The organism is Polaromonas sp. (assembly GCF_039932935.1).
Classification (GTDB): Bacteria; Pseudomonadota; Gammaproteobacteria; order Burkholderiales; family Burkholderiaceae_C; genus Polaromonas.
Window position 1 is genome coordinate 39,175 of record NZ_JBDTPB010000027.1, and the last position, 24,891, is coordinate 64,065.

General features: G+C 61.3%; 20 protein-coding genes and 2 tRNA genes. 13 read left to right on the forward strand and 9 right to left on the reverse strand.

What is annotated here, in order from left to right; all coding sequences use genetic code 11:
• Positions 1 to 14 precede the first annotated feature (14 nt).
• From pal to ABI546_RS03900, 6 genes are all read left to right on the forward strand, one after another.
• Positions 15 to 548 (forward strand): peptidoglycan-associated lipoprotein Pal, encoded by a 534-nt coding sequence (pal, locus tag ABI546_RS03875; protein ID WP_348044302.1) that lies wholly within the window; start codon positions 15 to 17, stop codon positions 546 to 548.
• A gap of 19 nt (positions 549 to 567) precedes the next feature.
• Positions 568 to 1,323, forward strand: a complete 756-nt coding sequence (gene ybgF / locus ABI546_RS03880; RefSeq protein ID WP_348044453.1) for a tol-pal system protein YbgF — start codon at positions 568 to 570, stop codon at positions 1,321 to 1,323.
• Between the two features lie 73 nt (positions 1,324 to 1,396).
• The gene (locus tag ABI546_RS03885) at positions 1,397 to 2,512 is read left to right on the forward strand and encodes a YeeE/YedE family protein (protein ID WP_348044304.1); all 1,116 of its coding nucleotides are present in this window, start codon (positions 1,397 to 1,399) and stop codon (positions 2,510 to 2,512) included.
• Positions 2,513 to 2,533: 21 nt separating this feature from the next.
• Positions 2,534 to 3,313 carry a tRNA threonylcarbamoyladenosine dehydratase gene (locus ABI546_RS03890; RefSeq protein ID WP_348044306.1) on the forward strand — a complete coding sequence of 260 codons (780 nt, stop codon included), beginning with the start codon at positions 2,534 to 2,536 and terminating at the stop codon, positions 3,311 to 3,313.
• Positions 3,314 to 3,403: 90 nt separating this feature from the next.
• Positions 3,404 to 3,479 (forward strand) — tRNA-Lys (locus ABI546_RS03895).
• Positions 3,480 to 3,487: 8 nt separating this feature from the next.
• A tRNA-Lys gene (locus ABI546_RS03900) sits at positions 3,488 to 3,563 on the forward strand.
• A gap of 102 nt (positions 3,564 to 3,665) precedes the next feature.
• Here the strand turns inward: ABI546_RS03900 and ABI546_RS03905 are convergent.
• From ABI546_RS03905 to dapC, 7 genes are all read right to left on the reverse strand, one after another.
• Positions 3,666 to 4,169: a hypothetical protein gene (locus ABI546_RS03905; protein WP_348044308.1), complete on the reverse strand. Its 504-nt coding sequence runs from the start codon at positions 4,167 to 4,169 to the stop codon at positions 3,666 to 3,668.
• 61 nt (positions 4,170 to 4,230) lie between these two features.
• Positions 4,231 to 6,234 carry an ATP-binding cassette domain-containing protein gene (locus tag ABI546_RS03910; RefSeq protein WP_348044310.1) on the reverse strand — a complete coding sequence of 668 codons (2,004 nt, stop codon included), beginning with the start codon at positions 6,232 to 6,234 and terminating at the stop codon, positions 4,231 to 4,233.
• A 102-nt stretch (positions 6,235 to 6,336) separates the two neighbouring features.
• Entirely contained in the window at positions 6,337 to 7,260 is a 924-nt protein-coding gene (prmB, locus tag ABI546_RS03915) for a 50S ribosomal protein L3 N(5)-glutamine methyltransferase (RefSeq protein WP_348044312.1), read from the reverse strand.
• Positions 7,257 to 8,495 (reverse strand): succinyl-diaminopimelate desuccinylase, encoded by a 1,239-nt coding sequence (gene dapE / locus ABI546_RS03920; protein ID WP_348044314.1) that lies wholly within the window; start codon positions 8,493 to 8,495, stop codon positions 7,257 to 7,259. The genes prmB and dapE overlap by 4 nt, the downstream gene beginning before the upstream one ends.
• A gap of 47 nt (positions 8,496 to 8,542) precedes the next feature.
• A complete protein-coding gene (locus tag ABI546_RS03925) occupies positions 8,543 to 9,688 on the reverse strand; it encodes a PilT/PilU family type 4a pilus ATPase (protein WP_348044316.1) in 1,146 nt (381 codons plus the stop codon).
• A 141-nt stretch (positions 9,689 to 9,829) separates the two neighbouring features.
• Positions 9,830 to 10,666, reverse strand: coding sequence for a 2,3,4,5-tetrahydropyridine-2,6-dicarboxylate N-succinyltransferase (gene dapD, locus ABI546_RS03930; protein ID WP_348044318.1), 837 nt, complete (start codon positions 10,664 to 10,666; stop codon positions 9,830 to 9,832).
• Between the two features lie 12 nt (positions 10,667 to 10,678).
• The gene (gene dapC, locus ABI546_RS03935; protein WP_348044320.1) at positions 10,679 to 11,884 is read right to left on the reverse strand and encodes a succinyldiaminopimelate transaminase; all 1,206 of its coding nucleotides are present in this window, start codon (positions 11,882 to 11,884) and stop codon (positions 10,679 to 10,681) included.
• Between the two features lie 380 nt (positions 11,885 to 12,264).
• On the opposite strand from dapC, the gene smc reads away from it, so the two are divergent.
• The 7 genes from smc (at position 12,265) to ABI546_RS03970 (ending at position 20,913) form a co-directional block, all read left to right on the forward strand.
• On the forward strand, positions 12,265 to 15,801 hold the full coding sequence (gene smc / locus ABI546_RS03940) for a chromosome segregation protein SMC (RefSeq protein WP_348044322.1): 3,537 nt from the start codon (positions 12,265 to 12,267) through the stop codon (positions 15,799 to 15,801).
• 14 nt (positions 15,802 to 15,815) lie between these two features.
• Positions 15,816 to 16,886: a cell division protein ZipA C-terminal FtsZ-binding domain-containing protein gene (locus ABI546_RS03945; protein WP_348044324.1), complete on the forward strand. Its 1,071-nt coding sequence runs from the start codon at positions 15,816 to 15,818 to the stop codon at positions 16,884 to 16,886.
• A gap of 37 nt (positions 16,887 to 16,923) precedes the next feature.
• On the forward strand, positions 16,924 to 19,023 hold the full coding sequence (gene ligA / locus ABI546_RS03950; protein WP_348044326.1) for an NAD-dependent DNA ligase LigA: 2,100 nt from the start codon (positions 16,924 to 16,926) through the stop codon (positions 19,021 to 19,023).
• A 104-nt stretch (positions 19,024 to 19,127) separates the two neighbouring features.
• Positions 19,128 to 19,631, forward strand: coding sequence for a hypothetical protein (locus ABI546_RS03955; RefSeq protein ID WP_348044328.1), 504 nt, complete (start codon positions 19,128 to 19,130; stop codon positions 19,629 to 19,631).
• Between the two features lie 182 nt (positions 19,632 to 19,813).
• Complete coding sequence (locus tag ABI546_RS03960) at positions 19,814 to 20,005, forward strand: hypothetical protein (protein WP_348044330.1); 192 nt, start codon at positions 19,814 to 19,816, stop codon at positions 20,003 to 20,005.
• 39 nt (positions 20,006 to 20,044) lie between these two features.
• Positions 20,045 to 20,581, forward strand: coding sequence for a peptide deformylase (gene def, locus ABI546_RS03965; protein ID WP_348044332.1), 537 nt, complete (start codon positions 20,045 to 20,047; stop codon positions 20,579 to 20,581).
• Between the two features lie 131 nt (positions 20,582 to 20,712).
• Entirely contained in the window at positions 20,713 to 20,913 is a 201-nt protein-coding gene (locus ABI546_RS03970; protein WP_348044334.1) for a hypothetical protein, read from the forward strand.
• Positions 20,914 to 21,177: 264 nt separating this feature from the next.
• Here the strand turns inward: ABI546_RS03970 and ABI546_RS03975 are convergent, their stop codons facing one another.
• The gene (locus ABI546_RS03975) at positions 21,178 to 23,769 is read right to left on the reverse strand and encodes a [protein-PII] uridylyltransferase (protein WP_348044336.1); all 2,592 of its coding nucleotides are present in this window, start codon (positions 23,767 to 23,769) and stop codon (positions 21,178 to 21,180) included.
• 47 nt (positions 23,770 to 23,816) lie between these two features.
• Entirely contained in the window at positions 23,817 to 24,659 is an 843-nt protein-coding gene (gene map / locus ABI546_RS03980; protein ID WP_348044338.1) for a type I methionyl aminopeptidase, read from the reverse strand.
• Positions 24,660 to 24,891: the final 232 nt, after the last annotated feature.

The window sequence follows — 24,891 nt, forward strand, 5'->3', positions numbered from 1 at the left end:
TGTAGAGGTACCTCATGAAGCGTGTTCTTTCATCCCTTCTTTCGTCCGTGATACTCGCCGCCACGTTGGCTGCGTGTGGCTCCAATGTCAAGCTTAACGATGTGCCGGTCGAAGACCGCACCGCATCGACCTCAAAAAATGACACGACGGGGGCGACCGGCAGGGGCGTGGCTCCAGTGGAAATTCAGGGAAATGATGCATCCCTTGCGGGTCCAGCCAACACAACCAAGGTTATTTATTTCGACTTTGACAGCTATGTGGTCAAGCCGGAGTTCCAGGGCGCCATCGAGTCCCACGCCAAATACCTGACCGCCAACAAAAGCCGCAAAATGGCCATTGAAGGGCATACCGACGAGCGCGGCGGCCGTGAATACAACCTGGCATTGGGCCAAAAACGCGCTGAAGCCGTTCGCCGCGCGTTGGGGTTGCTGGGTGTTGCCGACGCGCAGGTGGAAGCTGTGAGTTTCGGCAAGGAAAAACCGGCGGCTGCGGGCTCTGACGAAGAGTCCATGGCGAAGAATCGCCGCGCTGAACTCAACTACCGCTGAGCAGGCTCGAACCGTGAATATGTTTCGGTATGCCGCAGTGGCCGCGGTCTGCATGGTGGCGCTTCAGGCAAACGCGGGCCTGTTTGAAGACGATGAGGCGCGCAGGGCCATACTCGATTTGCGACAGAAGGTGGATGCGTCGCAGCTGAAGATGGGCGACGACGTGCGAAAAAGCACTGAAGACAATGCGCAGTTGCGCCGCAGTGTGCTTGATCTGTCCAACCAGATCGAGGCATTGCGCAACGAACTCGCCAATCTGCGGGGGCAAAACGAAAACCTTACGCGCAGCGTCACCGAAATGCAGCGCACCCAGAAAGATCTGACCCAGGGCGTCGATGAACGCCTGCGCAAATTCGAACCCGGCAAGGTATCGGTAGACGGCAAGGAGTTTGTGGCCGACCCCGCTGAAAAGCAGGAGTTCGAATCCGCGCTGGCGACGCTGCGCAAAGGTGACTTCGCGGCCGCGCAGACCAGCTTTGTCACGTTCCTGAAGCGCTACCCGCAAACCGGCTACAGGACCTCGGCCCTCTTCTGGTTGGGCAACGCGCAGTACGCGCTTCGCAATTACCGGGACGCAGTGACGAATTTCCGCTCGCTGGTGGCAGCCGAGCCCGACCATTTACGCGCACCGGAAGCGCTTTTGTCATTGGCCAATTGCCAGGTTGAACTCAAGGACCCCAAATCAGCCCGCAAGACGCTGGAGGATCTTGTCAAAGCCTATCCCCAGGCTGAGGCGGCCTCGGTGGCCAAGGAACGGCTTGCCAAGCTGAAGTAAAGGTTTCGACGGGTATGGGTCTGCGACCCATACCCGTCGAAGCCAAGCCTCTATTCCCAACTAAAATTGGGCAATGGACATCTCCGCACTCAACAGTCTCACGGCCCAGGTTCTCTGGGCCGGTTTTATTCTTGCCATGATTTTTGGGGCAATTGCCCAGCGTACGCATTTCTGCACCATGGGCGCCGTCAGCGACATCGTGAACATGGGCGACTGGACCCGCATGCGCATGTGGGGCATGGCGATCGGCGTCGCCATGATCGGTTTTTTCACCATGGCCGCAGCCGGAGTCATTGATCCCGGCAAAACCTTGTACGCCTCCAACCGGTTTATCTGGCTCTCCGCGCTGGTCGGAGGGGCAATGTTCGGCTTTGGAATGGTGCTGGCTTCTGGCTGCGGCAGCAAAACACTGGTCCGCATCGGGGGGGGCAGCCTCAAATCGGTGGTGGTGTTCGCCGTGATGGGTATCGCTGCATTTGCAACGCTCAAAGGCATCACCGCCGTGGTTCGCGTGGCGACAGTGGACAAGGTGGCTGTGGACTTCGCAGTCAACGCTACTTTGCCGAACTGGGTTGCCGGTGCTGTCGGTATTTCACCTGCAGCCGCCGGAATTGGCCTGGCTGTATTGATCGGTCTGGGCCTTATTGTCTGGGCATTGTTTGGAGAGGATTTTCGGCGCTTTGACAACCTGCTTGCCGGCCTGGGCATAGGCGCTGTTGTAGCGGCCATGTGGTGGGTCAGTGGAAGGCTGGGCTATGTGGCCGAGCACCCTGAAACCTTGCAGGAAGCTTTTCTCGCCACCAACTCAGGCAGGGCCGAGGCATTGAGTTTTGTCTCACCCGTGGCCTATACCGTGGACTGGCTCATGTTTTTCAGTGACAAGAGCAAGGTCCTCACGCTCGGCATCGTGTCAGTGTTTGGTGTGGTGGCCGGCTCGGCCGTCTATGCGGTGCTCTCACGCAACTTCCGCTGGGAAGGTTTTCGTGACGCTGAGGACACTGCCAATCACCTGGTGGGGGCCACGCTGATGGGCATAGGCGGCGTATGTGCGATGGGCTGCACCATTGGGCAGGGACTTTCCGGCATCTCGACTTTGAGTGCCACCAGCTTTGTTGCCGTGGCAGCCATTCTGGCGGGCTGCGTGGCCGGGCTGAAGTACCAGATCTGGCGACTTGAGCGTGCGGCCTGAAGCAGACGGCTTTCGTTGATCATGACCTTCATTGCAAAAGACCTTCCGGCTGATCTGGATCGCCGTTTTGGCGGCCTTGTGCGGCTGTATGGTGCTGCGGGTGCACAGCGGATTCGCCGGGCGCACATTGTGGTGGTCGGTTTGGGCGGCGTGGGTTCGTGGGCCGCCGAGGCCGCCGCGCGCAGTGGTGTGGCCCGATTGACGCTGGTGGATCTTGACCACATTGCCGAGTCCAACATCAACCGGCAAGTTCATGCGCTCGACAGCACCGTGGGACAAGCCAAGGTGCAAGCCATGAAGGAACGCATCGCACAAATACATCCGGAGTGCCGCGTGGACTGTATCGAGGAATTTGTCGATGCAACCAACTGGCCTGGCGTTCTTGGCTTCGAGAACGATTTCAACTTCAGGCAGGTCACGGTAATCGATGCGTGTGACCAGGTAAAAGCCAAAACAACCATGGCCGCGTGGGCCGTCGCCAATAAAGTGAATCTGGTTAGCGTGGGCGCTGCCGGCGGCAAGCGACTCGCGCATCGGGTTGACATCGACGACCTTGCGCTGGTCACGCATGATCCCTTGCTGGCACAGCTGCGTTACCGGTTGCGTAAAGAGCACGGTGCGGCACGCAAGGGCAGGATTGGCGTCGCCTGCGTTTTCAGCCGAGAACCTGTGTTGCAGCCCGGTGGGGATGCACAGGGTGACGGCAGCCTGAACTGCCACGGTTATGGATCGGTTGTGAGCGTAACCTCGACATTCGGTTTGTGTGCAGCTGGCTGGGCCCTCGACAAAATTGCTGCTTGAGGTTTGTGGCGAGGTAAAAAACCACGCTATAATTCAAGGCTTTGCTGCCCTCAAAGCAGTAAAACAGGGATGTATTGAGAAATACAACCTGGGACCATAGCTCAGTTGGTAGAGCAGCGGACTTTTAATCCGTTTGTCGTGGGTTCGACCCCCGCTGGTCCCACCAGAATTTCCGGGTTCTTAGCTCAGTTGGTAGAGCAGCGGACTCTTAATCCGTAGGTCGACAGTTCGAATCTGTCAGAACCCACCAAGCTTCAAAAGGACTTGGCCGAAAGGTCAAGTCCTTTTGTTTTTGTGGACGCCAAAATGCAGAGCCCCGCATTTCCGACGCAGGCGTTGTGGCTGTTCTGAATCAGGCCGCGTAATCCAGCCTCGGGACATCGAGTTCTGCCTGCTTCGCCACCCGGATGCAATCCTTCATGTGCTCCTCGCCGAAGTAGCGGATGGCCGCATAGCCGACAGCGGCCGAGACGATTTGGCCTGCCAAAGGCACATACTTGGCCACCTGCTTGGTGGTAAGGCGCACGCCGATCTTGGTTGCCGCCTTGATGACCAGATCGCGGCTGATGAACTTGCCGATGAGCACTGAGCCCACCATCGTGACGGCCTTCTGAACCTGGTCGCGCTTCTTGGGTTCAAGCCGGTCCAGCTGCTGAGGCGTGAGGCCGAATTCCTTGTTGATCTCGGGAATCAGTTTTGACAGCATGGCTGCGTCCACCATCCAGTCCAGGCCGGGCACCGGCACGGCGCTGGCTGCGGCCGCCACCATGGCACGCTTGTTCAGCAGTTTTCGGCTGCGTTTGACGGCGGCTTCAAGTGCCGCGTTGTCTGCGGCCATGTGCAAAGCGGTAGGCATCGGTCAAGCCCTTTCAAGATGGTAGCCCCGCGGGCAGGTGCAGGCAGGGTTTCACGTCACTCTACACCGCGGCGGTGTCGATTTGCTCGGTCAGCTCAAGCCACCGTTCTTCCAGCATGTCTATTTCGCCTTCAATGGCCTTGAGGCGCTTGCCGGTCTGTGCAATTTCCGTCGATGCTGTGGTGGTGGTGGTCAGCAGGGCCTGAAGGCTGTCGCGCTCGGCGGTGAGCGCCTTCATGCGCAGGTCGATTTTCTCGATTTCCTTGCGCAACGGTTTGGTGGCTTCGGACTGTTGCTGGCGGCGCTGCGCGTCAAGCTTGCGTTGCTCGGGAGTGTCGCGCGGTACGGTTTTTTTCTCTTCAACCGCAGCGGTCTTGACGGCAGGGGCTGGCGCCGCGCCGCCGGCTTTTTTGGCTTCTTCTCGCTGGCGCTTGGCGTGGTCCAGCAGGTATTTCTGGTAATCGTCCAGATCGCCGTCAAAGGGCGCGACGCCGCCTTGCGACACCATCCAGAATTCGTCGCAGACAGCGCGCAGCAGCGCACGGTCATGGCTCACCAGCATGACGGTGCCTTCAAACTCATTGAGCGCCATCGACAAGGCTTCACGCGTGGCCAGGTCCAGGTGATTGGTTGGCTCGTCAAGAAGCAGCAGATTGGGACGCTGCCAGACGATCATGCACAGCACCAGGCGGGCTTTTTCGCCGCCGCTCATGCTGCCCACGGCCTGCTTGACCATGTCGCCGCCGAAGTTGAAGTTGCCCAGAAAGCTGCGCAGGTCCTGCTCGCGCGTGGGCTGGCTGCCCATCTTGCCGGCGGCGGTCACTTCCTTGACCAGGCGGATCATGTGCTCCAGCGGGTTGTCGGCCGGGCGCAGCACGTCGAGCTCCTGTTGGGCGAAGTAACCGATGTTCAGCCCTTTACCCTCAATCATTTCTCCTTCGATAGGTGTGAGCGCGCGTGCCACGGTTTTCACCAGCGTGGATTTGCCCTGGCCATTGGCTCCCAGGATGCCGATGCGCTGACCGGCCAGTACTGATTTACTGACGTTTCGCACGATCACTGTGGGCGGCGTGCCGTCGGGAGAGCCTTCTAGTGGCGGGTAGCCAAAGTAGGCGTTCTGCATCGACAGCATGGGATTGGGCAGGTTGGCCGGTTCCTTGAACTCGAAGGTGAAATCGGCTTCGGCCAGCAACGGCGCGATCTTCTCCATGCGGTCCAGGGCCTTGACACGGCTTTGCGCCTGTTTGGCCTTGCTGGCCTTTGCCTTGAAGCGGGCAATGAACTTCTGCAGGTGGGCAATCTTGTCTTGCTGCTTGCTGAAAGCGGTTTGCTGCAGCGCCATCTGCTCGGAGCGCAAGTCCTCGAACTTGCTGTAGTTGCCGCCGTAGCGGGTCAGCTTGGCGCTTTCGATGTGCACCGTCACGTCGGTCACCGCATCCAAAAATTCGCGGTCATGGCTGATGACCAGCATGGTGCCCTGGTAGCGCTTGAGCCAGGCTTCCAGCCAGACCAGCGCGTCCAGGTCCAGGTGATTGGTGGGTTCGTCAAGCAGCAGCAGATCAGAAGGGCACATCAGCGCGCGCGCCAGCTGCAGCCGCATGCGCCAGCCGCCGGAAAAGCTGTTGACCGGGTTGTCGAGTTCGCTGACCTTGAAGCCCAAGCCCAGGATCAAAGCCTGTGCGCGCGCCTGCGAGTCATGCGCGCCGGAGTCATACAGCTCCATGTAGGCGTGCGCCATGCGGTCGCCGTCGCCACTGGCTTCAGCAGCGGCCACCTCGGCCTGCGCGGCCATCAGCACCACATCGCCTTCGATGACGTAGTCGGTGGCGCTTTGCTCGGTTTCGGGCATGTCCTGCGCCACTTGCGCCATGCGCCACTGCGCGGGGATGTAAAACTCGCCCCCGTCTTCATGCAGCGTGCCATTGAGCATCGCGAACAGCGAGGACTTGCCCGCGCCGTTGCGCCCCACCAGGCCGACGTTCTCACCGGGGTTGAGGGTGACGGACGCACTGTCCAGAATCACTTTGGCGCCGCGGCGCAGCACGACGTTTTTGAGGGTAATCATTGAATCAAACTTAAGAAAGATATTCGGGAGGCGGCGAGGGCGACGCACCGCTTGCCATGCAAGCATCGCGCCGGCCATTCAGGACGCGGACAACGCGTCGGCTCAGGCCAGTTGTTCGCGCGTCAGCAGCAAGACCTGGTCAGCGCCGGAGCTGGTTTCGAACCACAAGGGTTTAAGCGTCGGGAAGGCACGCTCAAAATTCTCGCGTTCATTGCCGATTTCCAGCACCAGCACAGCATTTTCGCTCATATGGCTGGCCACTCGCTTAAAAAGGACTCGAATGAAGTCCATGCCATCTGTGCCGCCCAGGTGATTACCGTCCAGTGCCATTGCCGGCTCCGCCCTGAACTCGGCGGGAAGGGCCGCCATGCTGGCGGCATTGACATAGGGCGGATTGCACAAAATCAGGTCATAAAGGCCGGCACAAGCAGCCAGACCGTCAGACTCCACCAGCGTGATCCGGCCGTCCAGCTGGTGGCGGTCCACATTGATCCGGGCCACTTCCAGTGCATCCAGACTGATGTCGACGGCCTCGACGGTCACGTCCGGGTAGGTCATGGCTGCCAGCACGGCCAGGCTGCCATTGCCGGTGCAGAGGTCGAGCACGCGGTGGGTGTGCTCGCCCAGCCACGGGTCTATGCTCGCGTCGGCCAGCAGCTCGGCAATCAGGGAGCGGGGGATAATCACGCGCTCGTCCACATAAAAGGGCACACCCATCAGCCAGGCTTCATTGGTGAGGTAGGCAGCCGGCTTTCGGGTGCTGATGCGTGCTTCCAAAAGCATAGCTGCTTGCGCCCGTTCCTCTTGGGTTACAGGCCGATTCTCTACTGAATCGAGGTCGTCCAGCCGCAAACCGAGCTTCCAGAGCACAAGCCAGGCGGCCTCATCAAACGCATTGGTGGTGCCTTGCCCGAAGCCGTCGGAAAAACTCAGGCCCGCAGCTTCCAGCCGGGCCGCCATCTGCTCGACCAGCGCTAGCACCGTCAGGGGTGCGGCAGGGATTTCGGGAGGGGCCGGGTTCGTCATGCGGCCGCCAGCCGTTCCAGAACACCTTTGTAGATGTTTTTGAGCGGATCGAGCGAGTTCACCAGGACGTGCTCGTTGATCTTGTGAATGGTGGCGTTGATGGGGCCGAACTCAATGACTTGCGGGCAGATCTTGGCGATGAAACGGCCGTCACTGGTGCCGCCGGTGGTGGACAGCTCGGTTTTGAGACCGGTTTCGGCCTGGATGGCACCGCGCACCGCATCGACCAGTGTGCCCGGGGTGGTCAGAAAGGGAAGGCCGCCCAAGGTCCACTTCAGGTCGTATTCGAGCTGGTGCCGGCTAAGCACCGCCTGTAGCCGCTGCTGCAGACTTTCGGGGGTCGATTCGGTACAGAAGCGGAAATTGAAGTCCACCATCAGCTCACCGGGAATGACATTGGAAGCGCCGGTACCGCCGTGGATGTTGGAGACCTGCCAGCTGGTGGCCGGGAAGAAGTCATTGCCTTTGTCCCATTGGGTGGCCACCAGTTCAGCCAGTGCCGGTGCAAACAGGTGAATCGGGTTTTTGGCCAGGTGCGGATAGGCGATATGACCCTGCACGCCCTTGACGGTGAGCTTGCCGCTCATGGTGCCGCGGCGGCCGTTCTTGATCATGTCGCCGAGCTTGTCGACCGAGGTCGGTTCGCCCACGATGCAGTAGTCCAGAACCTCGCCGCGCGCCTTGAGTTGCTCGCAGACAAGGACCGTACCGTCCACAGCCGGTCCCTCCTCGTCGCTGGTGACCAGAAAGGCAATCGACAAGGCCGGATCGGGGTGGACTGCCAGGAATTCTTCTACCGCCACCACCATGGCCGCGATCGACGTTTTCATGTCGGCGGTGCCGCGCCCGTACATTTTTCCGTCGCGGTGGCTGGGGGTGAAGGGGTGGCTGTGCCACTGGTCGAGCGGGCCGGTGGGCACCACATCGGTATGGCCGGCGAAGACCAGCGTCTTGGCCTGTACTGGAGCCGCTGAGGCGTCACCGCCATCTGCTATTAATTCAGGAGCTGCTTGCGCTTGTTCTGCCTGGGCTGCAGGCCTAAAACCCTTGAATTTCCCCTCTCGCTTGGCCCATAGATTGGTGACCCGGAAGTCTTCAGGGCCGCTGACGATGGTCTCGCACTGAAATCCCAAAGGCGCCAGCCGCGCGATCAGCATGGCCTGGCAGTCGGCGTCGTCAGGCGTGACGGAAGGGCGGGAAATGAGCTGTTCGGCGAGAAGCAGGGTTCGGGACATGTCGTTCAATCGGGTTCAAGTCGGCCCGAAAACGAGCGCGGCCGTGTTTAGTGTTTCACGTCCAGCGTGATTTCGGTGAAGGACGGTTCGTCATCCGGATCCTCTTCCGGTTCCAACGCCTTGGCCTTGACGGCAAAGTCGTTTTCCAGCCGCCACATCAGGTTGGTGGGCGAGTCGGCGTACAGAACGCCTTCCTTGCGCGTGACGGTGCCGTCCACGATCAGTTTGGCGATGTCCTGCTCAAACGTCTGCGAGCCTTCGGCCATGGATTTTTCCATCGCTTCCTTGACGCCCGAGAAGTCGCCTTTTTCAATCAGCTCGGAAATCAGCTTGGTGTTGAGCATGACCTCGACCGCAGGGGTCCGGCCGCCATCTTGCGTGCGCAGCAGGCGCTGCGACACGATGGCCCTGAGCGCGGCACCGAGGTCGCCCAGCATGGTGCTGCGTACTTCGACCGGGTAGAAGCTCAAAATCCGGTTCAGCGCCTGGTAGCTGTTGTTGGCGTGCATGGTGGCCAGGCACAAATGGCCCGACTGCGCATAGGCAATGGCGGCTGACATGGTTTCACGGTCGCGGATTTCACCGATCAGGATGACGTCGGGCGCCTGGCGCAGTGCATTCTTCAGTGCCACTTGCAGCGACTGCGTGTCGCTACCGACTTCGCGCTGGTTGACCACCGATTTCTTGTTGGTAAACAAAAATTCGACCGGGTCTTCAATCGTGAGGATGTGGCCCAGCGTCGACTCATTGCGGTGGTCGATCATGGAGGCCAGCGTGGTGCTTTTGCCGGCGCCGGTGGAGCCCACCATCAGCAGCAAGCCGCGTTTTTCCATGATCAGGTCGGCCAGGATGGGCGGCACATTCAGGCTGGCCAGTGGAGGGATTTCACTGGGGATGTAGCGGATCACCGCGGCATAGGTGCTGCGCTGCTTGAAGCCGCTGATACGAAAGTTGCCGAGCCCGGCAATGGGAAGCGCCATGTTGAGCTCGCCAATTTCCTCCATCTCTTCGATACGCTCGGGCGGCAGCACCTCAGCCAGCAGGTTGCGCGGTGCATCAGGCGGCAGGATCTGCGCATTGATGGGAATGGCCTGGCCATTGATTTTGATCAGGGCAGGGGAGTGGGCCGACAGGTAAACGTCCGACGCTTTTTTTTCCACCATCAAACGCAGGATTCTTTCCATCGTGCTCATAGTCCACCACCCTCTTTATAGAAATTGCACAAAACCCTCACCACTGGTGACCACGGCCGCAGCGCCGGGCCGCCCCAAGCAAGGCCAGCCCCCTCGGGGGGCAGCGTACTACGCGAAGCGAGGAGCGTGGGGGCCATATATTCAATCGCGGAGCAGGTCGTTCAGGCTGGTGGTGGAGCGTGTTTTCGCATCCACCCGCTTGACGATCACCGCGCAGTACATGCTGTACTTGCCGCCGGCTTTAGGCAAGTTGCCCGACACCACAACGGAACCCGCAGGGATGCGGCCATAGGACACGGTGTCGGCTTCACGGTCGTAAATCGGCGTGCTCTGGCCGATGTAGACGCCCATCGAGATCACCGAGTTTTCCTCGACGATCACGCCTTCGACTACTTCGGAGCGTGCGCCGATAAAGCAGTTGTCTTCAATGATGGTGGGGTTGGCCTGCAAAGGCTCCAGCACGCCGCCCAGGCCCACGCCACCTGAAAGGTGCACGTTGTTGCCGACCTGCGCACAGCTGCCCACGGTAGCCCAGGTGTCGACCATGGTGCCTTCGCCAACCCAGGCGCCGATGTTGACGTAGCTGGGCATCAGGATCGCGCCCTTGGCAATGAAGCTGCCGCGGCGCGCCACGGCCGGCGGTACCACGCGCACGCCGGTTTCACGCATTTCGGCTTCGCTCAGGTGTGCAAACTTGGTTTTAACCTTGTCGAAAAAGCCCAGGTCGCCAGCGCGCATGAGTTCGTTGTCCTTCAGGCGAAAGCTCAGCAGCACAGCTTTTTTGATCCACTGGTGCGTCGTCCACACGCCCACGCTTTCACGGGTGGCCACGCGCAGGGAGCCATTGTTCAGCTGCGAAATCGTTTGCTCCACCGCCTCCAGGATGTCCTTGGGCGCCGCCTTGGGCGACAGCTTGGCGCGGTCTTCCCAGGCGGCGTCAATGGTTTGCTGAAGTGCTTGCAGGTTGTCTTGAGTCATGAGAATGGTTTTTCAGTGAACTTTGGATTGGATGAACTGGACGATGCGCTCTGCGGCCTCTACGCATTCGGCAGTTTCTGCCACCAGCGCCATGCGGATTCTGCCGGCGCCGGGGTTGTGCCCCTGCGCATCGCGTGCCAGGTAACTGCCCGGCAACACCACGACATTGTAAAGAGCGAGCAGCTCGCGTGAAAACGCGGTGTCCGAGCCCTTGAAGACTTCGGGAATTGCGGCCCATAGATAGAAGCCGGCGTCAGGCAAAGCAACGTCCATCACAGCCGACAGCATGGGGGTGACTTTGGCGAATTTCTCGCGGTACATGGCGCGGTTGTCCATCACGTGCTGCTCATCATTCCAGGCGGCCACGCTGGCTGCCTGCACGATGGGGCTCATGGCGCTGCCATGGTAGGTGCGGTAGAGCAAAAAGGGCTTGATCAGCGCCGCATCACCGGCCACGAAGCCGCTGCGCAGGCCAGGTACATTGCTGCGTTTTGAGAGGCTGGTGAGTGAAATCAGGTTCTTGAAATCATGCCGGCCCAGCTGTGCGGCCGCCTGCAAGCCGCCCAGAGGCGCTTCGTCGCGGAAGTAAATCTCGCTATAGCACTCGTCCGAAGCAATCACAAAGCCGTAACGGTCGCTGAGCTCGAACAACAGTTTCCATTCGGGCAAGGACATCACGGCTCCGGTCGGGTTGCCGGGCGAGCAGACAAACACCAGCTGGGTTTTGGCCCAGACGGCCTCGGGCACACCGGCCCAGTCGACGCCAAAGTTGCGCGCCGGGTCGCTCGGGGCAAACCAGGTCTGGGCGCCGGCCAGCAGGGCCGCACCCTCGTAGATTTGATAAAACGGGTTCGGGCAGACCACAGTGGCACCCGGCTTGCTGGCATTCAGGACGGTTTGCGCCAATGAAAACAAGGCCTCGCGCGAGCCGTTCACCGGCAGGATCTGCGTGGCCGGGTCGAGCTTCAGGCCATAACGCCGGGCCAGCCAGTCGGCCATGGCCTGGCGCAATGTGGGCTCACCCAGGGTACCGGGATAACTGGCCAAACCTCCCAGGCTGGCCGTCAGGGCGTCTTTGACCAGTTGCGGCGTGGCGTGGCGAGGTTCGCCAATGCCCAGGCTGATGGGTTTGCAGGCGGGGTTGGGTCTGACATCGGCGTGCAGTTGGCGCAGCCGCTCAAAAGGGTAGGGCTGAAGGCGTGAAAGCAGGGGATTCATAGCGGGGATTATCCAGCCTTGCCCTGCGGCCCCTCCGCTGGCTTGGGTCGGCACTTGCGGAGGCTGACCCCGAATGCTATGAAATTTATAGCTGGTCGCGCACGTCCTTATTGGGCTGGGCGCTGATTTCATCTGAATTTCGCTTGTCCCAGAGCCATTTTTGAGCAGCGCGGGGCAGAAATCTCCGGTCAGGCCGCTGCGGCGCGAAGCAAAGTGTTTCACCGCCAAGCGCTAAAGGGGCTTTTTCCCTGCAAAAACGATGTCCTGCTCGGGTAACATGACGGGCCGTGCGCTAACGAAAGTGGTACGCGGTGTGTGCCAGCGTTTTGCCGTAACGCTATAAAAATCAACGAGTTAGGCTCAAAAAAACAGGGACAGCCGTGCGTCTCAATTCGATCAAGCTATCAGGTTTCAAGTCTTTCGCGGAACCCACCAATTTCGTCTTGCCCGGCCAACTGGTGGGGGTGGTGGGCCCCAACGGTTGCGGCAAGTCCAACATCATGGACGCAGTGCGCTGGGTACTGGGCGAAAGCAAGGCCTCCGAACTGCGCGGCGAGTCCATGCAGGACGTCATCTTCAACGGCACCACCACGCGCAAGCCCGCCAGCCGCTCCAGCGTCGAGCTGGTGTTTGACAACGCCGACCACCGCGCGGGCGGCCAATGGGGCCAGTTTGTTGAAATCGCCGTCAAGCGCGTGCTGACGCGTGACGGCACCTCCAGCTACTACATCAATAACCAGCCGGTGCGCCGCCGCGACGTGCAGGACGTGTTCCTGGGCACGGGCCTGGGCCCGCGCGCCTACGCCATCATCGGCCAGGGCACCATCAGCCGCATCATCGAATCCAAGCCCGAAGAGCTGCGTCTCTTTCTCGAAGAAGCCGCCGGTGTTTCCAAGTACAAAGAGCGCCGCCGCGAGACGGCCAACCGCCTGTCGGACACGCGCGAAAACCTGACCCGTGTCGAAGACATCCTTCGCGAACTCAATGCCAACCTGGACCGGCTTGAAAAGCAGGCCGAGGTGGCCACGCGCTACAACGCGCTGCATGCCGACGCCAGCCTGAAGCAGCACCAGCTGTGGTTCTTGAAGCGTGCCGAAAGCGAAGCCGACCAGTCCAAGGTCAAGGCCGACGCTGAAAAAGCCGTGAACGACCTGGAAAGCCGCGTAGCCGACTTACGCCATATCGAGGCCGACCTTGAAACCATTCGCCAGGCGCATTACTCAGCCGGCGACCAGGTCAACCAAGCGCAGGGCAAGCTTTATGAGGCCAGCGCCGAAGTTGGCCGCCTCGAAGCCGAGATCCGCTTTGTGGTCGACGGCCGTCAGCGTGTCGAGCAACGCCTGGCCCAGCTCAAGGAACAAACCGCTCAATGGGCCAACCGCAAGGAAGACGCCGCTGTTGAGACGGAAAACCTGGCCGCACAAGCCATCGAAGCCGAAGAAAAAGCCGAGCTGCTGGCTGCGCAGACGGAAGAGCACCAGACGCAGTTGCCGGCGCTGGAAGACGCACTGCGCCAGGCCCAGGCCAAGGCCAACGAGCAACGCGCCAGCGTGGGCCAGGTGCAGCAGCAAATCCAGGTGCTGGCCGCCGACCAGCGCAACATCGAAGAGCAGTCGCGCACGCTGAATCTGCGCCTTGAAAAACTCACGGCAGACCGTAACGCACTGAATGCGCCCGACGAAGCACGCCTTGCCAACCTCACAACGCAATTCACCAGCGCGCAGGAAGCGCAGGAACTCGCTGAAGCCCGCCTGCACGAATTAACCGACAGCGTGCCGCAGCTCGATGAAGAGCGCCGCACGCTGCAGCACACCGTCAACACCGAATCCGCCAAACGGGCCGATTTGTCGGCGCGCATGGAAGCGCTCAAGGCCCTGCAGGAAAAGGTCAAGACCGACGGCAAGCTCAAGCCCTGGCTGGCCAAGCACGGCCTGGACGGCCTGCAAGGCCTGTGGAGCCGTATCCACATCGAGCAGGGCTGGGAAAACGCGCTCGAAGCCGCGCTGCGCGAGCGCCTGGGGGCGCTCGAAGTCAGCCGGCTGGACATGGTGCGCGGCTTTGCAGGCACCGACGGGCGCGATACGCCGCCGGCCAAGCTCTCGTTCTATTCACCGCCGAGCGCGGCTGCCCCCGCGCGCACCAATGTCGCGATCAGCCTCAAGCCCTTGACTGAGCTGCTGCGCCTGAACGACGCCGGCCAATCCGCGTTGCTGGGCGACTGGCTGCAGGGCTGCTACACGGCCCAGGACCTGGACGACGCCCTGGCCGCACGCGACAAGCTGCAGGCCGGCGAAGTGATTTACGTGCAAAGCGGCCATGCCGTCACGCACCACAGCGTGAGTTTTTACGCCCAGGATTCCGAGCAGGCCGGCTTGCTGGCCCGCGCCCAGGAGATCGAAAACCTCGACAAGCAGCTCAAGGCCCAGGCCCTGATCAGTGAAGAGGCCCGCTCCGCGCTGATACGCGCCGAAGCCGCTTACGCCGATGCCGCCCAGCGCCTGGCCACAGCGCGCCGCGAGACCGCCGAAGGCCAGAGTCGCACCCATGAGTTGCAGGTCGAAGTGCTGCGGCTCACGCAGCTGGCCGAGCAGACGCGCGCGCGTAGCGAGCAGATTCAGGCCGACATGGGCGAAATTGAAGCCCAGCTCGGCGAGCTGCAGGAGCGCAAGATCACGGCCGAAGGCCGATTTGAAGAGCTCGACATGCAGCTGGCTGACAGCCAGGAGCGCCATGCCCAGCTGGATGACCGCGTGATTGAAACCGAACGCAAGCTGGGCGAATCACGTGAGCAGCAACGCACACTCGAACGGCAAGCGCAGGAAGCCACGTTTGCATTGCGCAGCCTGGCGTCCCGCCGCGAAGAGCTGACCCGCTCCATCGACATTGCCGCCCAGCAAGCCAGCTCCATCGCCAGCGAAGAAGCGCAAGCCCGCGAAGAACTCACGCGCCTGACGGACGCCGCCGCGCAGGCCGGCCTGCAAAGCGCGCTGAGCGTGAAGCTGGAGCGCGAGGCCGACCTGGGCGCCAAGCGCAGCCAGTACGATGACCTGACCAACAAGCTGCGCGCCAGCGACGAGCGGCGCCTGCAGCTTGAGCGCGAGCTTGACCCACTGCGCCAGCGCATCACCGAGTTCCAGCTGAAAGAGCAGGCAGCCCGCCTGGGCTTTGAGCAATATGCGCAATTGCTGGCCGACGCGCAGGCCGATCTCGCCGCGGTGGAGCAATCCATCCAGTCCGGCAATGTGCGCCTGACCGGCCTGCAAGGCGAGATCGACCGCATCAACCGCGAAATCCAGTCGCTGGGCGCTGTCAATCTGGCCGCGCTGGACGAGCTGAGCACGGCGCGCGAACGCAAGCAGTTCCTGGATGCGCAATCGGCCGACCTGAACGAAGCCATGACCACGCTGGAAGATGCGATCAAGAAGATCGACATCGAAACGCGCGACCTGCTCTCCAGCACGTTTGAAACCGTCAACGGCCATTTCGGCCGCATGTTCCCAGAGCTCTTCGGCGGCGGTAACGCCAAGCTGATGATGACGGGCGAGGAAATCCTCGACGCCGGCGTGCAGGTGATCGCCCAGCCGCCTGGCAAGAAGAACCAGACCATTCACCTTCTGTCCGGCGGGGAAAAAGCGCTTACGGCCATCGCGCTGGTGTTTGCCATCTTCCAGCTCAACCCCGCGCCGTTCTGCCTGCTCGATGAGGTCGACGCGCCGCTGGACGACGCCAATACCGAGCGCTACGCCAAGCTGGTGCGCTCCATGAGCAAGGAAACGCAGTTCCTGTTCATCAGCCACAACAAGATCGCCATGGAGATGGCCGAACAACTGATCGGCGTGACCATGCAGGAGCAGGGCGTTTCGCGCATCGTGGCGGTGGACATGGAAGCCGCCATCGGTTTCGCCGAAGCAGCGTGATTCAAAACTATCCGATGAGTACCTTGCAAATCAGTTTGGCGGTGGTGGGCGGCCTGGTATTGGCCGGCGTTGTAGCTCACAGCACCTGGTCCTCACGCAGAAGCCTGCCCAAGCAAGCCACGCCAGAAGCCGTTCCGGTCGCGGAAGTCCCCGCGCCCCTCGGTGCCGGTGACAACGCGGGTGAGCGGCAGGAACCCAGCTTCGATGTCGATTCAGGCCTGGCGTCGCTCGCGTCGCTGACCTCCATGACCACACCCGACAGGAAGCCGGGCCTTGACATTTTGATTGACGCTATGGCGCCCGTAGCGGTCGACTCGATGGTGTCCGGCGAGGCTGCGCTGGCGGCCATGCCCAGCACACGCCGGGCTGGCAGCAAGCCGTTTGGCGTGGAAGGCTTGAGCGGCATTACCGGTGAATGGGAATTTCCTACAGCCGGGCATCGCTACAGCGCTTTTCAGTGCGGCGTGCAGCTGGCCAACCGCACCGGTGCGCTCAACCAGATCGAATACTCTGAATTCGTGATGAAAGCGCAGGCGTTTGCCGACGCGGTGGGTGGCGAGCCGGAGTTTCCGGAAATGCTGGATGAAGTGGCGCGAGCCCGTGAACTCGACCAGTTTGCCAGCGGCCACGATGCGCAGCTCAGCTTTACCCTGCGCGCCGTCAATACCGCGTGGAGCCCTGGCTACGTGCAGCAAAGTGCGGCGCGGCTGGGGTTTGTCGCCGGCTCCATCCCCGGGCGCATGGTGTTGCCAGCCAGCCAATCGGGTCAGGCGCCCATTCTTGGCCTGGCCTTCGACACGCAGGCCGCCATGGCGGAAGACCCGGAGCAAACGGCGCTACGCGAACTGACCCTGTCACTCGACGTGCCGCAGGTTTCGCGTACCGAAAAGCCGTTCGCACGCATGTGCGAAGCCGCGCTGTCCCTGGCCGCCAACATGGACGGCGTGATCATCGACGACAACGGCAACCTGATCCGACCCGAGGCGATGGAAGTCATCCACGCCGATCTGGAACAGCTTTACGACACGCTGGACAGCCGTGATTTGTCGGCGGGGTCTGTGCTGGGCCGGCGCCTTTTTTCCTGAATTCCCCGGGGCCTGCCGCCCGCTTCTGATTTTTTCCATGGCCACCAAAGACCTGTTTGCGCAGTCCGACCCCTCGCTGCAACCGACCTCCGTTGCAGCGCGTGTCGCGGCGTTACGCGCCGAGCTGCATCTGCACGCGCACCGCTACTACGTGCTTGATGAGCCGACGATTCCCGACAGTGAATACGACAAGCTGTTCAAAGAGTTGCAGGCGCTTGAGGTCGCTCATCCCGAACTGCAGACAGCGGATTCACCAACCCAGCGCGTGGGCGGCAAGCCGCTCGACCAGTTCGCGAGCGTGCGTCACAAGGTGCCCATGCTCAGCATTCGCACCGAAACCGACACCGAAGCCACCGGCGCGCAAAATTTTGACACCCGTGTGCGCAAGGAGCTCGGCCTGGCCGAGTCCGAACCGCCGGTTGAATACGTGGCCGAACTGAAATTCGACGGCCTGGCCATGAGCTTGCGCTATGAAAACGGCATTCTGGTGCAGGCTGCTACGCGCGGCGACGGCGAAGTCGGTGAAGACGTGACGCAAAACATCCGGACCATCAACCAAATCCCACTTCGCTTGCCCGCCGACGCTCCGCCGGTCATGGAAGTGCGGGGTGAGGTCTACATGCGCCGTGCTGACTTCGAGGCACTCAATGAAAAGCAGCGCGAGAAGATCGCACAAGGCGCCAAGGGTGAGAAAACCTTCGTCAATCCGCGCAATGCGGCGGCTGGCGGCGTGCGTCAACTGGATCCGGCGCTGGCCGCGCGGCGGCGCCTGAGCTTTTTTGCCTACGGCGTCGGCGAGGTCACGCCGGCGGAAGAGGGCGGCCCGGTGTTTGATACCCATTTTCAGCTTCTTCTGACCCTTAAATCATGGGGTTTTCCGGTCGCAACCCAGACGCAGCTTGCGCAAGGCGCTCCTGAATTAATAGCGTTTCATCAGGCCATAGGCAAGCAGCGCGACAGCCTTCCTTACGACATTGATGGCGTGGTCTACAAGGTCAACAGCCTGGCGCTGCAGAAAAAAATGGGCTTTGTCACGCGGGAGCCGCGCTGGGCCGTGGCGCACAAATACCCGGCGCAAGAACAGCTCACCACGGTGCTGGCGATTGAAGTGCAAGTCGGTCGCACCGGCAAGCTGACGCCTGTGGCCAAGCTGGCAGCGGTGTTTGTGGGCGGGGTCACGGTGACGAATGCCACGCTGCACAACGAAGATGAAGCGCGCCGCAAAGACGTGCGCGTGGGCGACACCGTCATCGTGCGCCGCGCGGGCGATGTGATCCCGGAGGTTGTCAGCGTGCTGCCGGACAAACGCGTGCAGGACGCGCCGCAGTTCACCATGCCGCGCAAATGCCCCGTTTGCGGATCGGACGCCGTGCGCGAAGAAGGCGAAGCCGACTACCGCTGTACCGGAGGCCTTTTTTGCGGCGCCCAGCGCAAAGAGGCCATCCTGCATTACGCGCATCGCCGCGCCGTGGAAGTCGAAGGCCTGGGTGACAAGCTGGTCGAGCAACTGGTGGACGCCAACGTCATCCGCACTTTGCCTGACCTGTACAAACTCGGCCTGACCGCACTGGCCAGCCTGGACCGCATGGCAGAAAAATCGGCCAACAACCTGCTGGAGGCGCTCGAAAAATCCAAGCAGACGACGCTGCCACGCTTCCTGTTTGGCTTGGGCATACGCCATGTAGGCGAAGCCACTGCCAAGGAATTGGCCCGCCATTTCGGCAAGCTGGATGCCGTCATGGACGCCACCGAGGAACAGCTGCTGGAAGTCAGCGACGTCGGCCCCATCGTCGCGCGAAGCATTCGCACCTTCTTTGAGCAGCCGCACAACCGCGAAGTGGTCGAGCAGCTGCGCGCTTGCGGCGTGACCTGGAAGGAGGGCGAGCCGGCCGCCAGGGCGCCGCAGCCACTGTCGGGCAAAACCTTTGTCATTACGGGCACCTTGCCCACCTTGAGCCGCGACGAGGCCAAGGACAAGGTCGAGGCCGCGGGCGGCAAGGTGGCCGACTCGGTCAGCAAAAAGACCGACTACGTCGTGGCGGGCGAGGAGGCCGGCAGCAAGCTGGTCAAGGCGCATGCGCTGGGAGTGCCAGTGATTGACGAGGCAGCCCTGCTGGCCATGCTGGCGAGTGAATAAGGATGGCGGCGGAAAAGCCTTTGCCGGGCGCCGACATCGCTGATAGCCTAGCCCGCCTGCGGCGCCAGCGGCTTTTTGAGTGGTACATGGGCTTGACCATTGGCATGGTGATGCTGGCGGTGGCTTTCGGCAGCAAGTTCACCACGCCCGTTTACACGACATTTTTGGGCGGATGGTCGTTTTTGCCCCTGGCTGGCTGGGGAATCAAGTGTCTCGTAGCCGGCGCTTTCACCGGCATTGTTTCCGCCGTGCTCGAGCGGGTGCGCAGGGCGGGCAGTGACATCGGCAAGCTTGCGGCGGGGTCTTTGCTGTTCAGCGGAGTTTGCTTGTGCTGCGCCCAGGCCATCGTGGAAGGCGCCAACGTGCACTTTGATTCGTCCCCTGCGATCAGGGTCACCACGCAGATTGTCCGGATAGTGCCTTCCCAGCCAGGGAGCAGGCGGGGGGCGACCTTGCATCTCGCGCACTGGGGTGCCGACAATTCAGGAAAAGTCGTGAAGGCAAGGCAGGACGTGCGGATCTTTCACACGGATCTGGATCAAAAATTCGCCACGTTCTATGTGCGCAGGGGGTTCTTTGGCGTGCCCTATGCCGCTGAGATGCCATAGGCGATCAACTCATCGACAGCGCAACGTGATGTCTGAGGGGGCTGGGCTCCTCAGTACGATCGGACAGCACCCCGGTATCCATCTGCCTGCGACTTACATGACGTTACCGGAGTTTGCACGCCAGATGTCAGGCTAGTGGCCCGGTCAGGCGTTGGAAAGACCTGTACACACAGGAGCTTTTCATGAACTGCAAGCGTTTATCTGCCGTAGTGGCCGTGGCCGGCCTGGCTGCTTTGGTGTCGGGTTGCATCGTGGCGCCCATAGCGCCACGCCCAGTGGCGGTTTATCCAGCGCGTCCCGTCTATGTCGAACCTGCGCCCGTCGTGGTGGTGCCTGCGCCGGGCTATTACCGGGGCTACAGGCATTGGCGTTAAGGCATATCCCAAACCGGTCGTGCGCCTCGATAATGGCGCATGACCATTCGCGAAATTCTCAAAATGGGCGATCCGCGCCTGCTGCGCATCGCAGCGCCCGTTACCGAATTCGACACCGATGAAATCCATCTGCTGGTGTCCGACATGTTCGACACCATGCGTTCTGTCAACGGCGCCGGCTTGGCCGCGCCGCAGATCGGCGTCGACCTGCAGCTGGTGATCTTTGGCACCGACGCGGTCAACCCGCGTTATCCGGACGCGCCGTTGGTGCCGCGCACTGTGTTGCTCAACCCGGTGATCACGCCGCTTTCGCACGAAGAAGAAGACGGATGGGAAGGCTGCCTGTCGGTGCCCGGCCTGCGTGGCGTGGTGCCGCGTTTTTCACGCATCCGTTACACCGGTTTCGACCCCTATGGCGACCCGATTGACCGAACGGTGGACGGCTTTCATGCCCGGGTGGTGCAGCACGAGTGCGACCATCTGATTGGCAAGCTCTATCCGATGCGCATTCGCGACTTCACGCAGTTTGGCTTCACCGAGGTACTATTTCCCGGCCTGGGTGACGCCGACGACTGAGAACAATAGCGATCGCGTTGCGGGTTGATCCAGGAAATTCACCGAAACATTGCCGACGTGTTGCGTAGCACCGGTTCCTGCACCGCGGGTCTGGTGACGACTGCAGAGGGCTTGATGGCTGGAAACTGAATTTGAAGGGGTTGAACTGGACGGGCCGCGCCAAGGACCTGGACAGCCAGATTTCTGGATGCGTCGGCAACGCCGACACCATAGCCCACGACCGGGGCCAGGTCCTCAAGGTTCTTGCGATCGATCCCGCCATGATTTCCGAGTTCAAGGCCATTTATTGGGCCGTGGCGCCATGGACAGCCTGGATGAGTCCATCCAGTTAATGGGCCGCCATCAACGGGGCCGCGAAATCCCGCCAGGAGACCGCAAGAACACCGAGGCATTCCTGAAAAGCCTGCTGGAAAAATCCTGAATCGGGCGCCTGGAGGCGGCGAGTGCTTTCAACGGTCCGACCTTGGTGACGGTTCAAACGGTCGATGCACGCGCCAACATTGATGACAATTTACTTTAAAAATAACGCGTAATAAATTGATTTATATGATAAATATGTTGATTAATACTTGAAGCCTGGATGCGCATCAGAGTCGTCACACAGCCAGCGCTTCGAGAATCTCGGTCTCAATGGCGATTTGCGCCTTGTTATGTTGCAGCTCTGGGCCGTCGATCAGGAAGGTATCTTCCACGCGCTCACCCAGCGTGCTGACCTTGGCCAGTTGAAGGTTGATCCGGTGCCGGGCCAGCACGCGGGCAATGCGGTACAGGAGGCCGGCACGGTCGCTGGCCGAGACGCTGAGCAACCAGCGCTGGGCTTTTTCGTCGGGACGCAGGTCCACGCGCGGCGCAATCGGGAAACTCTTGACGCGCCGTGATACGCGGCCTTTGCTGGGGGGAGGCAGCGGGCCTGGGTTCTCGATCGTGCGGTCCAGCTCGGCCTCCACCATGGCCGCCAACTCGCGGTAGTGGTCGGCCAGCGTGGGACTGACCACCTGAAATGTGTCCAGTGCATAGCCATTTTTGGCCGTGTGGATCTTGGCGTCCAGGATGCTGAAGCCGGCTTCGTCAAAGTAGCCGCAGATCCGGGCAAAAAGGTCGGGCGCATCAGGCGTATAGACCAGCACCTGCATGCCTTCGCCCGCCGACGAACGGCGCGCCCGGACAATCGCCTTGGCCTTGCCCACGTGGCGCGAGAGCTGCCGCGCATGCCAGGCGATGTCGGCGGCTTCATGACGCATGAAATAACTGACGTCCAGCGTGTCCCACAGCGCCTTGTGCGCCTCGAAAGGTTCGGCGTGCAGGGCCAGCGTGGTCAGCGCTTCGCGCTTGCGGGCTTCCACTTCGGCGTCGGCATCCGGCGCGCGGCCGCCCAGCACGCGCAGTGTGTAACGGTACAAGTCTTCGAGCAGTTTGCCCTTCCAGGCGTTCCAGACTTTGGGGCTGGTACCGCGGATATCGGCCACCGTCAGCAGGTACAGCGCCGTCAGGTAACGCTCATTGCCCACCCGTTTGGCAAATGCTGCAATCACTTCCGGGTCGCTCAGGTCTTCCTTCTGGGCGATGCGGCTCATGCTGAGATGTTCGCCCACCAGGAATTCGATGAGCTTTGAATCTTCGGTGCCAATGCCGTGCTGGCGGCAGAACACGCGCACATCCTTGCAGCCCAGCTCCGAGTGGTCGCCGCCGCGGCCCTTGGCGATGTCGTGGAACAGCGCGGCAATATACAAAATCCAGGGCTTGTCCCAGCCGGCTGCCAGCTGGGAGCACATCGGGTACTCGTGCGAATGCTCGGCCATGAAAAAGCGCCGCACATTGCGCAGCACCATCAAGATGTGCTGGTCCACCGTATAGACGTGGAACAGGTCGTGCTGCATTTGCCCGACGATCTTGCGGAAAATCCAGAGGTAGCGGCCCAGCACCGAAGTCTGGTTCATCAGCCGCATGGCATGTGTGATGCCTTCGGGCTGCTGCAAGAGGCGGCGGAAGGTGTCGCGGTTGACGGGGTCGCTCCGGAACTTGCTGTTCATCAGCCCGCGGGCGTTGTAGAGCGCGCGCAGCGTGCGCGCCGACAGCCCCTTGATGCCCACGGTGGTTTCGTAGAGCAGGAAGGTTTCGAGGATGGCGTGCGGCTCGCGTACATACAGGTCGTCGCTGGCGACCTCGAGCATGCCGGCCTTGTCGTAAAAGCGCTCGTTGATGGGATGGAGCGGATAGGTGTTCGGGTTCAGGCGCTCTTCAATGTTGAGCAGCAAAATCTGGTTAAGCTGGGTCACAGCCTTGGCCGCCCAGTAATAGCGCTTCATCACGGCCTCGCTGGCCCGGCGCGGCAGTTTGCTGCCATCGTCTGCCTCGGCGGAATAACCGAACGATTCGGCCACGGCGGTCTGCAGATCGAATACCAACCGATCTTCGCGCCGGCCCGCAATCAGGTGCAGGCGGGCGCGAATGAGGCTCAAAAGCGCCTCATTGGCTTTGATCTGGCGCACCTCGAAGGGGGTGGCCAGTCCGTTGCGGGAAAGGTCGTCCCAGGATTTACCCAGGCCCGCAGCACGCGCCACCCACAAGATCACCTGCAGGTCCCGCAGGCCGCCCGGGGACTCCTTGCAGTTGGGTTCGAGCGAGTAGGGCGTGTTCTCGAATTTATTGTGGCGCTGGCGCATCTCGAGGGTTTTGGCCACATAAAACGCCTGGGGGTCCAGCACGGCGTCGAGTTGCTGTTTGAGATGCTGGAATTGCTTCTTGGAGCCGGCAATCAGGCGGGCTTCCAGCAGCGATGTTTGAACGGTGACGTCCTTGGAAGCTTCTTCCACGCAATCGGACGCCGTCCGCACACTCGAGCCGATTTCCAGACCGACATCCCAGCAACCGCCGATAAAGCCTTCGACCTTGGCCTTGAGGGCCGGGTCGGCATCCACGTGGGCATCGTCCGGCAACAGCAGCAATACGTCCACATCTGAATGAGGGAACAGTTCGCCGCGGCCGAATCCTCCCGCAGCCACCAGGCAGGCAGAGGCCGGAAAGTCGGCCCGCTGCCAGAGAAGCTGCAAGGTTGCATCGGCGTGGCGAGCCAGCTTTTGAAGCAGGCTGTGAATGCCGCGTGAAGAAGCGCCGCTGGCGGCCAACGAAGCGAGCAGCGCGGCTTTCCCTGCTTTGTATTGTTCGCGGACCTGGGCGAGCTCGATCATGGCAGCGCTGGCCGGTTCATGAGGTGCGCGTGGCGACAAACGCCTGCTCAGGCACTGACAGCGGCTAGGGCAGGGCTGTTTTGGGGGACGAACGCCGGAATTGGCGGGCTGCCGGCGGACAGGGTCAGCACCTCATAACCGGTTTCGGTCACAAGGATGGTGTGTTCCCACTGGGCGGACAAGGAGTGGTCGCGCGTCACGATGCTCCAGCCGTCCTTTTCGGGGCCGTCCTTGATGTCGCGCTTGCCGGCGTTGATCATGGGTTCGATGGTGAATGTCATACCCGGCGTGAGTTCTTCCAGAGTGCCGGGGCGGCCATAGTGAAGAACCTGCGGCTCTTCATGGAAGTTCTTACCAATCCCGTGGCCGCAGAACTCGCGAACCACCGAAAACCCCTGCTTTTCCGCAAAGGTCTGGATCGCAAAACCGATGTCGCCCAGCCTGACGCCGGGTTTGACGCGCATGATGCCCTGCCACATGGCTTCGAAGGTGACATGGCACAGCCGCTTGGCCGCAATGGAAGTCTCGCCGACCAGATACATGCGGCTGTTGTCCCCGTGCCAACCGTCCTTGGTGATCACGGTGACGTCAATGTTGACGATGTCGCCTTTTTTCATCGGCTTGTCGTTGGGAATGCCGTGGCACACCTGGTGGTTGACGGAAGTGCAGAGCGATTTGGGGTAAGGGATGTAGCCCGGAGGGCCATAACCCAGCGTCGCGGGGATGGTGCCCTGGACCTGGGTCATGTAGTCATGGGCCAGCCGGTCGATTTCGTTGGTGGTGACGCCGGGTTTTACGAAGGGGGTGAGGTAATCCAACACCTCGGAAGCCAGCCGTCCGGCCAGGCGCATGCCTTCAATTCCTGCCGCATCTTTGTAAGTAATACTCATGACCCCGATTATCCCACTGCTCCCAAGCACATGCATTTTCAGCATGAAGGGCAGGGCTTTTGGTTTTTGGCCTGAACGAATCGGGAAAGTGCCCGTCGCCGGCGCTCGCGAAACCCGGCGGGCATCCAGTCACTGATAAAATTGCGGGTTAACGCGTACCCCGCAGGGCCCGGCCCGATCAGGCACTTGCAGGCGGTGTTAATCCCTAAGAACCTGTTCTAAACAGCCATGA

Bases quoted from the DNA above. Each gene is read 5' to 3' on its own strand.
- dapD (WP_348044318.1), bottom strand. From the start codon at position 10,666: ATGACTCAAGACAACCTGCAAGCACTTCAGCAAACCATTGACGCCGCC.
- ABI546_RS03960 (WP_348044330.1), top strand. From the start codon at position 19,814: ATGAACTGCAAGCGTTTATCTGCCGTAGTGGCCGTGGCCGGCCTGGCT.
- prmB (WP_348044312.1), bottom strand. From the start codon at position 7,260: ATGACGAACCCGGCCCCTCCCGAAATCCCTGCCGCACCCCTGACGGTG.
- ABI546_RS03945 (WP_348044324.1), top strand. From the start codon at position 15,816: ATGAGTACCTTGCAAATCAGTTTGGCGGTGGTGGGCGGCCTGGTATTG.
- ABI546_RS03890 (WP_348044306.1), top strand. From the start codon at position 2,534: ATGACCTTCATTGCAAAAGACCTTCCGGCTGATCTGGATCGCCGTTTT.
- ABI546_RS03925 (WP_348044316.1), bottom strand. From the start codon at position 9,688: ATGAGCACGATGGAAAGAATCCTGCGTTTGATGGTGGAAAAAAAAGCG.
- ABI546_RS03910 (WP_348044310.1), bottom strand. From the start codon at position 6,234: ATGATTACCCTCAAAAACGTCGTGCTGCGCCGCGGCGCCAAAGTGATT.
- ABI546_RS03905 (WP_348044308.1), bottom strand. From the start codon at position 4,169: ATGCCTACCGCTTTGCACATGGCCGCAGACAACGCGGCACTTGAAGCC.
- dapC (WP_348044320.1), bottom strand. From the start codon at position 11,884: ATGAATCCCCTGCTTTCACGCCTTCAGCCCTACCCTTTTGAGCGGCTG.
- map (WP_348044338.1), bottom strand. From the start codon at position 24,659: ATGAGTATTACTTACAAAGATGCGGCAGGAATTGAAGGCATGCGCCTG.
- ABI546_RS03975 (WP_348044336.1), bottom strand. From the start codon at position 23,769: ATGATCGAGCTCGCCCAGGTCCGCGAACAATACAAAGCAGGGAAAGCC.
- ligA (WP_348044326.1), top strand. From the start codon at position 16,924: ATGGCCACCAAAGACCTGTTTGCGCAGTCCGACCCCTCGCTGCAACCG.
- def (WP_348044332.1), top strand. From the start codon at position 20,045: ATGACCATTCGCGAAATTCTCAAAATGGGCGATCCGCGCCTGCTGCGC.
- dapE (WP_348044314.1), bottom strand. From the start codon at position 8,495: ATGTCCCGAACCCTGCTTCTCGCCGAACAGCTCATTTCCCGCCCTTCC.
- ybgF (WP_348044453.1), top strand. From the start codon at position 568: ATGTTTCGGTATGCCGCAGTGGCCGCGGTCTGCATGGTGGCGCTTCAG.
- ABI546_RS03955 (WP_348044328.1), top strand. From the start codon at position 19,128: ATGGTGATGCTGGCGGTGGCTTTCGGCAGCAAGTTCACCACGCCCGTT.
- pal (WP_348044302.1), top strand. From the start codon at position 15: ATGAAGCGTGTTCTTTCATCCCTTCTTTCGTCCGTGATACTCGCCGCC.
- ABI546_RS03885 (WP_348044304.1), top strand. From the start codon at position 1,397: ATGGACATCTCCGCACTCAACAGTCTCACGGCCCAGGTTCTCTGGGCC.